This window comes from Nonomuraea sp. NPDC004354 (assembly GCF_053602555.1).
The window spans coordinates 43,222-57,084 of the sequence record NZ_JBSGDV010000005.1 but is presented as its reverse complement, the minus strand read 5'-3'; the positions used below and the strand labels follow the sequence as shown (position 1 = coordinate 57,084).

The following is a 13,863-nucleotide window of genomic DNA, read 5'->3' as shown; positions in this document are numbered from 1 at the left end:
GCCGGAGATCCGGCGGTGGAGCCCAGGCGGCTCAGGGGATGAGGGAGACCTCGGGGTAGCGGGCGTCGGGGGCGTCGAAGAGCCTGGTGGGCTTCTTGTTCAGGTGCAGGTCGAAGAAGGCCGCGACGTAGGCGCGCTGGGCCGACACGGACCGGCGGGGGTCGATCGTGCCGACGAAGTCGGCGACGGGCACCTGGGGCAGCTTCGCCGCGATCTGCGGCATCATCACCTGCAGGTCGGTGAACGAGCCGTGGGCCGCGCCCGCGAAGCGCAGCTCCCGCTTCCAGCCGGTGGTGGCAGCCCAGAAGGACTTCCAGCTCGGTTCGCTCGCCCGGGTGTGCGCCTCGGCCGCGAGCTGCAGGAACGGCTTGGCGACGCCGGTCTTGGCCACCCGTCCGACGTAGCCGCCGTCGAGGTTGACGCCCGCGACCACGCGCCGGTCGTCGTGGACGAGTTGCGCGGCCACCGACCCGCCGAGGGACTGGCCGAGCATTCCCACCCGGGACAGGTCGGGGGCGCCGCTCAGCCCGGCGGGCAGTTGCCCGCCCTCCTCGCCGAAGCCGCGGCCCTCTCCCAGCGCGGCGATCTGGTCCAGGACGAAGCGCATGTCCGCGATACGGGCCTGCGAGTGCTGCGCGAGCAGCTTGGCGATGACGCGCGGAGTCAGCTTGCTGGGCAGGGGCAGAGCGCGCACGACCCGCCCGCCGGGGAACTCCACCTGGTCGGCCTCGTAGGTGTGGTCCACGGTGACGACCAGGTAGCCGCGCGCGGCCAGGTCCTGCACCAAGGAGGTGCCGAGGGTCCGCGGGCCCCCGTCGCCGGGGCCGAAGACCACGACGGGAAGCCTGCCGGCCCGGCGGTCCACCGGCGCGCCGACGCGGGCGTGGGTGGGGGTGGCGGCCCAGTCCACCTTGCCCGCCGCGATGCCCATGGGCGGCGCGGAATGACGGTCCCAGTCAGCCGCGGCCAAGGGCGCCATCTGGGGAGCGACGGGCAGGGACCCGCCGTCCTTCGCCGGGTACCACAGGCTGACCATCAGCTCCCGGTAGGGCTTCGACCTGACGAGGGGGTCGTGACGCGAGCGGTCCACCAGTCGCACGGCGATGGTGCCGACGGGATTCGGCTCGGTCGGCGCGGGCAGGGTCATCGTGATCCGCTGCGCGGCCTGCTCCTGCCGGGTCGGGACGGCCGAGGCGGCGTGGATGGTGGTGGGTGCGATGGCCGCGGCCATCGCCAACGCGGCGACGCCTGCGGCCTTGGTGATGAAGGGCATGTGAGCCTCCTGACGAGATGAGTGCCACGAGGCTGGCAGCGGGGCGCGGCGCCGAGCTAGCGGCGTACGACTGATCCACATCTACGACTTCTGGTTGAGGTGCCCGGATGTTCCTCCTTGAGGAGGATGGGGAGTGAATCCCCAGGACAACTAGGGTGAGCGGCATGAAACGCGCCGATCGTCCCGTGGCCTGCCTCGCAGCGCTCACTCGATGGTCGTCCGTGCCTGCCGACGCGCTGCTGGCGGCCGTGATCTTTCTTGCCACGCTCGGGCCCGGCCAGGTCCTGACACGCGGCCAGCCGTGGTCGCTGCTGCTTCAGGTGGCCCTGGTGACGCCCCTGGCGTGGCGGCGACGCGCGCCGCTGGCGACGTTCGGCGCGATCACCGCCGCGGCCGCGATCCAATGGGCCGCCGACGTGCAGCTCCCCGCCGACGCCGCGCTGCTGGTCGCCCTCTACACGGTCGGCGCCTACTGTCCCTGGCGGCAGGCGCTGGCGGCCGGGCTCACGCTGGAGGCGGGGGTGCTGCTGGCCGCGGCGCGGTGGGCGCCGCCCGGCCAGTTCCCGTTCACGGTGGCCGCGCTGACCGCGATGGCCGCCGCCGCCCTCACCACGGGCCTGTGGACGCGCGCCCGGCGGGCGTACGTCTCGTCGCTGGAGCATGACCGCGAGCAGCGGGCGCGGCTGGCCGTGGCCGACGAGCGCGCCCGGATGACGCGCGACATGCACGACATCGTCACCCACAACCTGTCGGTCATGGTGGCGCTGGCCGACAGCGCGGCGTACATCCGGCACCGCGCCCCGGACCGGGCGGCCGCCGCCATGGAGCAGATCGCCGATACCGGGCGGCAGGCCCTGGCCGACATGCGGCGCTCCCTCGGCTCCGGCGAGCAGGGCGAGTCCGGCCAGCTGCTCCATCCGGCTCCCGGGATCGCCCAGCTCGGTCCGCTCGCCGAGAGGATGCGCGCGGCCGGGCTGCCGACCCGCCTGGAGGTGACCGGTGACCCCGCGGCGGTCCCCGCCGCCGCCCAGCTCACCGTCTACCGGCTGGCCCAGGAGGCCCTGACCAACACGCTCAGGCACGCCCCCGGCGCGACGGCCGAGGTCCGGGTCCACCTGACGCCGCGGCGCGCCGACGTGGAGGTCACCGACGACGGCCGCGCCGGGCGGACGCCGGAAGGCGCGCCAGGGCGGGGCCTGGCCGGCATGCGCGAGCGCGTCGCCGCCTACGGCGGTACCCTCCATGCCGGCCCCCTGCGTGACGGGGGCTGGCGGGTCGCGGCGAGCCTCGACCTCGCCGCGGACCTGGCGGGGAAGGGCACGGCGTGACGATCCGGCTGTTGATCGCCGACGATGAGTCGTTGCTCCGCATGGCCTTCCGCATGGTGTTCGAGGCCGAGCCGGACATGGAGGTGGCGGGCGAGGCGGGTGACGGCGACGAAGCCGCCCGGATGACCCGGCTGCTACGCCCCGATGTCGTGCTGATGGACGTCCGCATGCCCGGCGTCGACGGGATCGAGGCCACCCGCCGGATCGTCAGGGACTCCCCGCGCTCACGCGTGCTCATCCTGACCACCTTCGACCTGGACGAGTACGCCTTCGCCGGGCTGAAGGCCGGCGCCTCGGGCTTCCTGCCGAAGAACACCCGGCCCGAGGAACTGCTGGCCGCGATCCGCAACGTGGCGGCGGGCGACGCGGCGGTCTCCCCGCGGATCACCCGGCGCCTGCTGGAGAAGTTCGCCCCCCAGCTCGCGCCGGGCGCCCCCGAGCGGGACGAGCGGCTGGGGCTGCTCACCTCCCGCGAGCACGAGGTGCTCATCCAGGTGGCGCGCGGGCTGTCCAACGCCGAGGTCGCCACGGCGATGCACCTCGCCGAGGCCACCGTGAAGACGCACCTCAGCCGGGTCCTGCTGAAGCTGGGGCTCAGGGACCGCGCACAGGTCGTGGTCTTCGCCTACGAGAGCGGCCTCGTCCGCCCCGCCAGACCCCACGACGCCTGACACGGCCCGACGAGCGGGCGTGCCGGACGCCGATTGAGGCGGCCCCTGCCCGGCACCCTCGTCGGGCCGCGCCCCGCCGGGGTTGAATGTGGATCCAGGTGAGCATCAAAGAAGGCGCGCGTGCTTCCGTGCCGCGCCGACCGAATCCATGACCTGGAAGGCGACCTCCCCCCATGGCCTTACAACCTGGCTCCTCGTACGTGGTGTTCGCACGGCTCCTTCGCCCCATCCGCGGCAAGCTCGCCGCGGCCGCGGCCCTGCAGGTGATCGTCGCGGTCACCACGGTGGCCCCGCCGGTGGCGATCGCGGAGTTCGCCCGTCACCTGCTCGCCGGCGGTTCGCCGGCGGCGGCGTGGTGGGTGGCGGCGGTGGCGGCGACGGCCCTGCTGGTGAGGGCGGTGTGCACGGTCGGGGTCACGGTCCTGACCAACGTGGCCGACAACGACCTGCAGCGTGACCTGCGCACGAGGATGGCCGAGCACCTGGCCAGGATGCCGCTCGACTGGTTCGGCGGACAGGGTTCGGGCCGGGTGCGCAAGGCCGTCACCGACGACGTGGCCTCCCTGCACCGGCTGGTCGCGCAGAGCCTGATGGACGCGGTCGGCGCCCTGCTGGTGCCCACCCTGTCCCTGGCGTACATGCTGTGGGTGAGCCCGGCCCTGACGGGGATCGTCCTGCTCCCCGTCGTCGTCGGGTCGGTGTTCTACAAGAAGGTCAACGACATCGCGACCGCCGGCATGGCCGGCTACCACGACGCCCTCGCCCGGCTGGGCGCGGCCGCGGTGGAGTTCGTCCAGGGCATCGCGGTGGTCAAGGTGTTCGGCAGGACCGGCGGCGAGCACGGGCGCTGGCGGGCCGCGACCGGCGCGTTCAGCCGCTACCTCGACGACTGGTCGCGCTCGGTCGACCGGCCCATGGTGACCGGTACGGTCGTCTACTCCGCTCCCGTCGCGACGGCCACCGCGCTGGCGGGCGGCGGACTGCTGGTCTGGCTGGGCGCGCTCGCGCCCGCCGACGTCGTGCCGTACCTGCTGCTGGCGCCCGGCCTGACCGCGCCGCTGCTCGCGCTCGGATACACCCTGCAGGACATCCAGTTCGCCCGCACCGCCGTCGACGAGATCGGCGGCCTCCTGCGCACGCCCACCAGGACCGACCCTCCCGCAGGCCCCGCGCCCAGCGGCAGCGAGGTGGTCTTCGCCGGGGTCCGCTTCGGGTACGGCGAGCACGAGGTCCTGCACGGCATCGACCTCACCCTCTCCCCCGGCACGGTGACGGCGCTCGTCGGCCCCTCCGGGGCGGGCAAGTCCACGCTGGCCGCCCTGCTGGCCCGCCTGCACGAGGGCTCACGGGGCACCATCAGCGTCGGCGGCGTCGACCTTCGCGACCTGCCCGACGCCGAGCTGTACCGGCGGGTCGGCTTCGTCCTGCAGGACGTGCGGCTGCTGCGGGCCAGCGTGCGCGACAACATCGCCCTGGCCAGGCCCGACGCCTCCGACGAGGAGGTGCACGCCGCGGCCCGTGCGGCCCTGATCCATGACCGCGTCCTGGAACTGCCCCGCGGCTACGGCTCGGTGGTCGGCGAGGAGGCGATCTTCTCCGGCGGTGAGGCGCAGCGCGTCTCGATCGCCCGCGCCCTGGTCGCCGACACCCCGGTCCTCGTGCTCGACGAGGCCACCGCCTTCGCCGACCCCGAGTCCGAGGTCGCGGTGCAGGAGGCGCTGTCGCGGCTCATGCGCGGCAGGACCCTGCTGGTCATCGCCCACCGGCTGTACACCGTCCAGTTCGCCGACCAGATCGTCGTTCTGGACGGCGGCCGCGTCGCCGAGCGCGGCACCCACGACGACCTGCTGGCGGCGGACGGGCGCTATGCCCGCCTGTGGGCCGCGCAGCAGGCGGTGGCCGCGTGATCCGCCGCCTGATCGCCCTCGCCGACCATGCCCCTGCCCCCACCCATGCCCGCGACCTGCGCCTGGCCGTCGTGTCGATGACCGCCTCCGCCGCGCTCATGGGAGCCGTCCTCGGCCTGCTGCTGCCGATCCTGCGGGCGCTGTTCACCGGCGCGAACGCCACGGCACCGCTGCTGTGCCTGCTCGCGCTGACCGCGCTCTACGGCCTCGTCCACCGGGCCGCGATGATCAAGGCGCGCCGGGCCGGCTACGGCCTGTGCCGGCTCCTGCTGGACCGTCTCGGCGACCACGTCGTACGGCTGCCGCTCGGCTGGTTCGGCCAGGCCCGCGTCGGCCCCTTCGGCCGCCTGGCGGGAGCGGGCGTCATGAACATCCTGCAGACCCCGGCCCACCTGCTCGAGCCGCTGGCCGCAGCGACCGTGGCGCCCGCGGTGACGATCGCCGTGCTGGCCGCGACCGACTGGCGGATGGCGCTGGCCGCGCTGGCCGTCGCCCCGATCGTCTGGCTGGCGGCCCGCTGGATGGGCGACAAGATCACCGTCGCCGACCACGACATCGACGCCGCCACCGCCGAGCTGGGCGCGAGAACCGTCGAGTTCGCCCAGGCCCAGCCCGTGCTGCGGGCGGCCGGCCGTACCGGCAAGGGTCTGGAACTGCTCGCCGCCGCGGTCGAGGAGCACCGCCGCGCCACCACGCGGCGCATCCGGACCGCGCTGCCCGCCCTGACCGCGCTCGGCCTGTCCATCCAGGGCGCGTTCGCGGTTCTGCTGCTGACCGCCGCGGCCATCGCGACCAGCCTCGACGCGGCAGCCCTGATCACCGCGATGGTGCTGGCCGCCAGGTACGTCGAGCCGATGCGGGACGCCGCCGCGATCAGCGCCGTCCTGCGGATGAGCGCGGGTTCCCTGGACCGGCTCGAACGCCTGCTCGCCACGCCGCCGCTTCCGGAACCCGCACGTTCGGCGGCGCTCGGCGAGCCTTCCGTCGAGCTGGACCACGTGTCCTTCTCCTACACCGGCGATGGCCCGCTCCTGCGGGACGTCAGCCTGACCGTCGCCCCCGGAACCGTCACCGCGCTCGTCGGCCCCTCCGGCGCCGGCAAGACCACGATCCTGCACCTGGTCGCCCGGTTCTTCGACGTCTCGTCGGGCAGCGTGCGCGTGGCGGGCGCCGACGTCAGAGAGCTGACGTTCACCGACCTGATGGACCACGTCTCGCTCGTCTCCCAGGACGTCTACCTGTTCGAGGGCACCCTGGAGGACAACATCAGGCTCAGCAGGCCCGAGGCGAGCCAGTCCGAGGTACGGCAGGCCGCCGGGCTGGCCCGCTGCGACGAGATCGCCGAGCGCCTGCCCGGCGGATGGGCAGGACAGGTCGGCGAGCGCGGGGCCTCGCTGTCGGGCGGCGACCGCCAGCGCGTCTCGATCGCCAGGGCGTTGCTGAAGGACGCCCCCATCGTGCTGCTGGACGAGGCCACCTCGGCGCTCGACGCGGAGAACGAGGCCGCGGTCGCGGCCGCCGTGCGCGCGCTGGCGCGGCGCCGTACCGTGCTGATGGTCGCCCACCGCCTGAACACCGTACGGCACGCCGACCAGATCGTCGTGCTGGACGGCGGCCGGGTCGCCGAGCGCGGCACCCACGACGGCCTGCTGGCTGCGGGCGGTCTCTACGCCACCCTCTGGAAGACGCGAGAGGCCGCGACGGGCTGGCGCATCAAGGCCGCGCCCGATCGACAGGCCGCCGAGGAAGGCCAAGGCGACTGACGGGCCCTCGGCGCGGGCTTCGGCGCGGGCTTCGGTGACGGCGAGCAGGAGGCAGACGCCGATGACCGCGCTGATGACCGCGCTGATGACCGCGGCTCGACCGTCGGGCGCGGCGAGGCCTGGCGGTCGAGTCGCCGTCCTGGGGACGGGGCAGGACAGCTCTCCGTGGTGGGCGAGGACCGTCCGGCGGTGTCAGTCGCGGCCCCCCTCGACGATCGCGACGATCTCGTCGATCGCCCGTCTGGACTCGGGCAGGGAATACAGGGGCCAGACGTGCAGCATGCCGGGGTATTCGAACACGTCCACGGACACGCCCTCCTGGCGCGCCCTGTCCCTGAGCCGGTGGGCGTCGGCGTTGAGGATGTCGCGGGTGCCGGTGAAGACCGCGATGGGGGCCAGTCCGCGGAGCGAGCCGTACAGGGGGCTGACCACCGGATCCCGCGGGTCCAGGCCTCCGGCGTACAGGCGGCCGGCCTCGCGCACGCCCTCGCGGGCGAGGATCGGGTCGACCCGCTCCAGCGCCGGCATGGCCGGGTCGCTGATGGAGATGTCGACGCACGGCGACACCAGCACCAGGTGCGCCGGTTGCGGCAGACCGGCCTGCCTGGCCTGCATGGCCAGGGACAGGGACAGGTTGCCGCCCGAGGAGTCGCCCATCACGGTCAGGCCCTCAGAGGAGAACCACTCGACGAGTTCCCGGTAGAGGGGCAGGAGCATGGCCCACACGTCGCGGGCGGTGTGCTCGGGGGCCAGCGGGTACAGGGGGACGGTGATCGAGCAGCCCAGCCGTTCGGCCAGCGTGCCGATGAGGTCCCAGTGCAGCGAGGTGATCGACAGGGACCAGCCGCCGCCGTGCAGGTACAGCAGGTGACGCTTGGCGCGCCCGCTCTTCGGGCTCACCGTGTAGACGCGGTGACCGGCCACGTGCTGCTCCTCGACGCAGAGCCGGTCCTTGAAGCGCGGTACGGCGGGGCCTCGCCGGCGGTCGGCGGCGATGCTCCGGTGCACCTTCTCCGCGCTGCCGTACATGCGCCGTTTGACGCCCATCAGCCTGACCATGACGGTGGTCAGCCGCGCCTGCATGCTCGGTGTCATGGGGGACCTTTCCCTGGTGGAGGTGACGGCGCTGAGACGGCCGGGCGCGCGCCCGCTCACCGTCGCCGTCCGACGATCATGAACGCGCCCGCCGTCGCCGCCCAGACGATCAGCGGGTAGATCACCAGCCGCTCCATCGTGCCGAGCCCGAGCCCGAGGAACTGGTTGCACAGGAACAGGACCGCCATGACCAGCCCGAAGGCGCCCGCGAGGAGGCCGAGCACCGCGGGAACCCGCCACCCGGGGGCGCCGCGGGTGGCGAATCCGAGCACCAGCGCTCTCGCGTTCCCGAGGGCGAAGATCCCTAAGGCGCCCAGACCGTGCACGACGATGTTCTCGTTCTCCGGCGCCAGGCCGACCAGGATCCAGCTCACGGCGGCCGACGCGACCAGCGCGCGTCCGACGACCGTGCCGCGGCCCTGCGGCCAGGCGCGCCGGGTCAGCGCGAGACCGGCTCCCAGCAGCACCCCCAGCAGGATGAACGAGCCGTTCATCAGGGCGTGCCGCGGCGAGCAGACCGTCTGTGGATCCTCCGGTTCCCGCGAGGCGGGTTTCTACAGGCCGTGCTCGATCAGGTCGAAGGCCTCGTCGATCAGATCGTCGAGAGGCTTGCCGACGCCGTCCTGCCAGGAGGCCCGTACGGCCCACTCGATGAGGGAGAACGTCGTGACGACCAGCACACTGGGGTAGACCTCATGCGGCAGGTCGGCCCCCGTCCGGTCGGCCACGGCCCGCATGAGGGTCACGAAGACCTGCTCCTGGTCGGCGGGCCTGCGCGCCCGGGTGAGCAGTTCGGGGTTGCGGCGCCACAGCGCGACCTGCTCGCGGCTGGGCACGTAGGATTCGGCGATCTCCTTGGCCATGACCCGCATCGACCGGACCGCCGGCTCGTCCGCGGGACGCGCGGCCACCAGCGCCGCCAGCTCCTCCGCCGACCAGGAGGGGCCGACCGTCAGGGCCTCCTCCTTGGTGGAGAAGTAGTTGAAGAAGGTCCGGGTGGAGATGTCGGCCGCCTCGGCGATCGCCTCGACGGTCAGGCTCTCCAGCCCTCCCTCCAAAGCCAGGCCCACCGCCGCGTCTCCGATGAGCCGTCGCTTGCGTGCCCTGTTGCGCCTGCGACGCTCTTCCACCGCATCCATGATTTGCACAATACGCAAGAATTGCACTACGTGCAATCCACTCGGCGGCGCAGCCCGTCCGCGCCGACCAGCCGTGGAACCTGACGGCCCTGGACGCCCGGGCCGAAGCGCGAGCCGCGGCCCGGAGCGCAGGGCTGGGACGCCGGTGGTCATGTGGGGCCACGGCCGGACGGAGGCGTCACGTCGACGGGGTGAGGCGGACCTGGATCGGGATGCCGTGGACCGTCTCGAACTCGACGACGGTCCGGTCCCCGGTGATCCGTGCCCGGCACCGCCCCTCCGCGCGCCGCCACCGTCCCGCGAGCGTCACCCGCAGCAGGTGGGGGTGGCTCGGGCTGGTCAGCCACGGCCGCGACCAGGGGCTGTAGTGGCCGACGTACCGGCCCCGCTCGTACTGGTCGGTGTCGATGCCGTTGTAGAGGCGCAGGTCGGGATCGGCCACCGCGAGGACGAGGTCGGCACCGTCCTGGCGGGTCATGAGCAGCGACGGGGTGTCGACGGCGAGCACCCGGCCGGCCAGCCGTACCCGCTCGAAGACCGCGTAGCCGGTGACGCCGGTGGCGCGGTCGGCGACGACGTGCGCGGCGGCGTCGGCCCGGACCACCGTGTACGGCACGTCGGCAGCGAAGGCCGCCATCCGCTCGGCGGTGGTGTCGACGACCATGGCGTACTCGTAGGAGCCGTCGCGGGGCGCGGCGCCGTGCCTGATCCAGGCGGTGGAGAAGGCGCCGCCGGTCGGCGCCTCGGTGGCGTTGTGGCGGGAGGCCTGGGTGGCGCGGGTCAGGCCGACGCGCTGGCCGGACGCGAGGTAGTAGCCGATGTTCTTGTCGTCGAGCAGCCAGCGCGGTGCGAGGTCGAGCCGCTCGTAGGGGAAGGGGACGTCGGTCCCGTCCATGACGACGCGGCCGGTCCTGGTGGTCTGGAAGAGGGTGGTCTCGGTCTCGTGGCCGCTGTCGGCGTTGGCGATGCCGGTGCCGAGGGCCACGATGCGGTCGTCGAACAGGAACACCGATTTCCTGGCCCGGTGGGTGCCTTCGTACTTGGGGTGTTCGTGGAGGTCCATGGCGAACATCCCGTGCTGCCCGTCGATGGCGCAGGATCCGCCGAACCGGGAGTCGGTGAGCAGCATCTCCTCGATCGCGCCGGTGAGGTCGCCCTTGAGCGCGTCGAGGGGTTTGTGGATGGTGGTGGTGCCGGGCCTGCGGTTCCAGTCGTAGCCGGGCTGGGCGTAGCCGCTGTCGAGGTTGGTGCCGCGGTGCACGACCTGGATCTGGCCGTAGGTGTTGTACCTGCCGTACCAGTTGGCGCCGACGTAGATCTCGGTGGACCACAGGTAGCGGTTGTGGCCGCGCACGGTGACCTGCCACTCGCCGCGGCGGTGGACGCTGAGCGCGGCGTAGTTGAGCGCCCAGTTCCCGCTCGGCGCAGGCTCGGCGGTGACGCCCCTGGCGGCGAGCCTGCCGGCGATCTCCTGCTGCTGCGGCGTGGGCGAGGACGGCAGCAGCCGCAGGAAGGCGGCGCCGATCTCGTCGTCGATCTGGGCCAGCCACTGGAAGGGCACGATGGACAGGGCGGTGGTGCCGCCGGGGTTGCGGCCGCTGATGGAGATCGGCCACTGCGTCCGTCCGGCGTAGACGCGCTGCGCCAGCAGGGCCTTCTTCAGCCAGCCGGACGCCTCGGAGGAGAGCGCGAAGGCGCCGCCGTGCATGAGGTAGACCAGCGGGGCCAGGCCGGTGAACCCGTCGCGGACGTAGTCGGGGAAGAAGCCGACGTGGTGGAAGGCGGTGCCGTCGATCTTGATGCCGTCCTGGATGCCGTCGGTGGGCAGCAGGGCGGTGTCGAGCCAGTCGCGCAGGGCCTTGAGGTAGGCGACCTGTTCGGCCTCGGTGTCACGCAGGAGCACCGCGGCCAGCATGCCGCGGACGGTGGTGTTGAACAGGTCCATGATCGAGCCGTGGGCCATGCGGTGCTTCCAGCCGCGGAAGATCCTGCCGAGGCCGGTCAGCCAGTCGAGGTCGGCGCGGACCTGCTCGAACCGGCCGGCCTCGCGCAGCGCGTCGCGCATGAGGTAGACGGAGTCGTAGTAGCCGCGCACGTCGTAGCCGAGGTGGTGGATCGTGCCCTGGCAGCTGCCGCGCGTCCACCCCTGCTCGCGCAGGTGGTCGACGATCCTGAGGTAGAGGGCGGCCAGCGCGGGCCGGTCGGGCGGGCTGGCCTGGTGTCCCTGCGCGATGGTCTTCATGAGGTCGGTGCAGGCGCGCAGGGTGACGGGGTCGACGAACGCCTTCAGCTCGGCGGCGATCTCGGCGGGGTAGATCTGCGACTGGTAGGCGTGCACGGGACGGCCCGTGAGCGCGTCGGCCTGCGCGGTGAGGGCGGCCAGGTCGGGCTTGACCTGGGCGATCAGGTACTCGTCGTGGTAGCGGGTGACCAGCGCGCGCAGGTCGGCGCTCTCCTCCCGCGTCGGGGGGCGCACCTGCGGCTTCCGGGTTGACAGCAGCCGGTCGAACAGGTGGAGGGCCTGCCAGTGCTGGTTGTCGTACTCGTCGCCCTCGGGGGCGATGTCGGGCAGCTGGTGGTCGCGGCACGGCGCGTCGGGCCGCAGCGGCACGTTGAGCATGAGCTGGTCGAGATGCAGCCGTCCGGTACGGCCGGGCGCCACGATCCGCAGCGTGTCCATGTCGGATCTGGGCCTGCCGTGCATGTCGTAGGCGTAACGCACCCACGCCGTGCGCCAGCCCGAGTAGTTCAGGTGGAACTCGAACCACACGTCCGTCCGGTCGCCCCGGCCGAACTCGAACCGCACGACGTCGTCGACGGGGGTGTCGTTGTGGATCCACACGCAGAAGGCGTCGACCAGTCCCTGCCAGGCCTGGTCGTCGCCGAGCCGGTAGGGGTCGGGCGCCCACCTGAGCGGGGCGCGCACGGTGATGACGGCGCGTTCGGCGTGGTCCCAGCGCAGGGAGTGCTTCCCGCAGACGGCGACCTGGCCGGCTATGGACAGGCCGTCGCCGCTGACGTGCGGGGGGACGGCCGACTCCAGCAGGAACACCGGCGGGTCCATGGCCATCGCCCGCTGCTCGAGGTCCGCGGGCACGTCCGTGACGGCCGGCACGTCCGGACCGGCCGTCACAGCGTCGATGGGAAGCGCGGGGGCGAGCGCCGCGCCCTTGATGACGGTCCTGCGCGAGATATTCGCCACGATCACCATCAAACGGGAAAACTATCTTCACGTCCAGGACCGGCCGCGGGAGCGGTCACGGCCGGATGATGGCCATCCGGGTCACCGTGAACTCCTCGATGGCGAAGCGCGGCCCCTCGCGCCCGGCGCCCGAGTCCTTCACCCCTCCGTACGGCATGTTGTCGGCCCGGAAGCCCGGCACCTCGTTCACCACGACCCCGCCCGCCTCCAGCCGCTCGATCGCCGCGAACGCCGTCGCCAGCGACCTGGTGAAGACCGACAGGTGCAGGCCGTACCGGGACCTGTTGACGGTCTCGAAGGCCTCCTCGATGCCGTTCACGGTCCGCACGCACACCACGGGCCCGAAGATCTCCTCGTCCCACGCGGCCACCCCGTCGGGCACGTCGGCCAGCACGGTCGGCACGATCGCCGTTCCCTCACGCGTCCCGCCCGTGACCAGTTCGGCCCCGGCCGCCACGGCCTCCTCCACCCACGACAGCACGCGCGAGGTGGACCGCTCGTCGATCAGCGCCGCCACCCTGGTCTCCGGCGAGCGCGGGTCGCCGACCACGACGTCCTTCATCCGCGCGGCCAGCAGGTCGAGGAACTCCGCCCGCACGCTCTGCTCGACGACGACCCGCTGGACCGAGATGCAGGCCTGCCCCGAGGCGTAGTAGCCGCCCCTGACCACCGCGTCGGCCGCGGCCGCCAGGTCGGCGTCGGCCGCCACGACGAGCGCCGCGTTCGATCCCAGCTCGAGGAGCACCTTGGTGGGCGCGGCGTTGCGCGCGATGGCGTGCCCGGCCGCGGCCGACCCGGTGAAGGAGACCGCGCCGATCCGCCGGTCCTCCACCAGCGCCCTGCCGACCTCGACATCGCCGGTGACCAGCTGGACGGCGGCGTCCGGCAGCGCGCCGGTCGAGCGCAGCAGCTCAACCAGCCCGAGCGTCGCCAGCGGCGTCGAGGGGGCCGGCTTCACGATCACCGGGCAGCCCGCCGCCACCGCCGGTGCGATCTTGTGCGCGGCCAGCAGGAGGGGATAGTTGAAGCCGGTGATCCCGACCACCACCCCGATCGGCCGCCTGGTCCAGAACCCGACCAGCCCTTCGCCCGCGGGCAGCAGGTCCATCGGCACGGTCTCGCCGTGCAGCCTGGCCACCTCCTCGGCCGCGGTGGCCAGCGTGACCAGCGTCCTGGCGACCTCGACCCGGCAGTCGACCAGCGGTTTGCCGGTCTCCAGCACCAGCAGCCGCTCGAACTCCGCCCTGCGCGCCGCCAGCGCGTCGTGCGCCCCGAGCAGCGCGGCGCGGCGGGCGTGCGAGGGCGTGCGCGCCATCGCGGGCGCCACGGCGAGCGCCTCGTCGACGGCTCTTCCGGCCAGCGCCACGGTGCCGACGGGCGCGTGCGCCACCGTCGTGCCGTCGTAGGGGAAGACGACCGGGGCGCTGTCGGCCACCGGCACCCACCCGTCTCCGATCGGAAGCCCCTCGGTCATGTCCGACCCCC

At 73.1% G+C, this 13,863-nt stretch carries 9 protein-coding genes and 1 pseudogene; 4 read left to right on the top strand and 6 right to left on the bottom strand.

The features are described from left to right. Positions 1–31: 31 nt before the first annotated feature. Entirely contained in the window at positions 32–1,273 is a 1,242-nt protein-coding gene (locus tag ACWENQ_RS17540) for an alpha/beta hydrolase family protein (RefSeq protein WP_452415090.1), read from the bottom strand. Positions 1,274–1,437: 164 nt separating this feature from the next. Between ACWENQ_RS17540 and ACWENQ_RS17535 the strand changes: the two genes are divergently transcribed. The 4 genes from ACWENQ_RS17535 to ACWENQ_RS17520 all read left to right on the top strand — a co-directional run bounded on the left by ACWENQ_RS17535 (position 1,438) and on the right by ACWENQ_RS17520 (position 6,942). Continuing rightward, positions 1,438–2,601 (top strand): sensor histidine kinase, encoded by a 1,164-nt coding sequence (locus ACWENQ_RS17535; RefSeq protein ID WP_452415088.1) that lies wholly within the window; start codon positions 1,438–1,440, stop codon positions 2,599–2,601. Continuing rightward, on the top strand, positions 2,598–3,272 hold the full coding sequence (locus ACWENQ_RS17530) for a response regulator transcription factor (RefSeq protein WP_354913397.1): 675 nt from the start codon (positions 2,598–2,600) through the stop codon (positions 3,270–3,272). Before ACWENQ_RS17535 ends, ACWENQ_RS17530 begins: the two co-directional genes overlap by 4 nt. A 173-nt stretch (positions 3,273–3,445) precedes the next feature. Beyond that, positions 3,446–5,179 (top strand): ABC transporter ATP-binding protein, encoded by a 1,734-nt coding sequence (locus tag ACWENQ_RS17525; RefSeq protein WP_452415086.1) that lies wholly within the window; start codon positions 3,446–3,448, stop codon positions 5,177–5,179. Beyond that, positions 5,176–6,942 (top strand): ABC transporter ATP-binding protein, encoded by a 1,767-nt coding sequence (locus tag ACWENQ_RS17520; RefSeq protein WP_452415084.1) that lies wholly within the window; start codon positions 5,176–5,178, stop codon positions 6,940–6,942. Before ACWENQ_RS17525 ends, ACWENQ_RS17520 begins: the two co-directional genes overlap by 4 nt. A 192-nt stretch (positions 6,943–7,134) precedes the next feature. Here the strand turns inward: ACWENQ_RS17520 and ACWENQ_RS17515 are convergent, their stop codons facing one another. The 5 genes and pseudogenes from ACWENQ_RS17515 to ACWENQ_RS17495 form a co-directional block, all read right to left on the bottom strand. Next, the gene (locus ACWENQ_RS17515) at positions 7,135–8,037 is read right to left on the bottom strand and encodes an alpha/beta hydrolase (protein ID WP_452415082.1); all 903 of its coding nucleotides are present in this window, start codon (positions 8,035–8,037) and stop codon (positions 7,135–7,137) included. 56 nt (positions 8,038–8,093) lie between these two features. After that, positions 8,094–8,537 (bottom strand): annotated as a pseudogene (locus tag ACWENQ_RS17510) (DUF998 domain-containing protein); the annotation flags it as partial. Positions 8,538–8,591: 54 nt separating this feature from the next. Then, positions 8,592–9,176 carry a helix-turn-helix domain-containing protein gene (locus tag ACWENQ_RS17505; RefSeq protein WP_452415080.1) on the bottom strand — a complete coding sequence of 195 codons (585 nt, stop codon included), beginning with the start codon at positions 9,174–9,176 and terminating at the stop codon, positions 8,592–8,594. Between the two features lie 178 nt (positions 9,177–9,354). Further along, complete coding sequence (locus ACWENQ_RS17500; protein WP_452415078.1) at positions 9,355–12,378, bottom strand: chondroitinase family polysaccharide lyase; 3,024 nt, start codon at positions 12,376–12,378, stop codon at positions 9,355–9,357. A 55-nt stretch (positions 12,379–12,433) separates the two neighbouring features. Then, a complete protein-coding gene (locus tag ACWENQ_RS17495; protein WP_452415076.1) occupies positions 12,434–13,852 on the bottom strand; it encodes an aldehyde dehydrogenase family protein in 1,419 nt (472 codons plus the stop codon). Positions 13,853–13,863 lie beyond the last annotated feature (11 nt).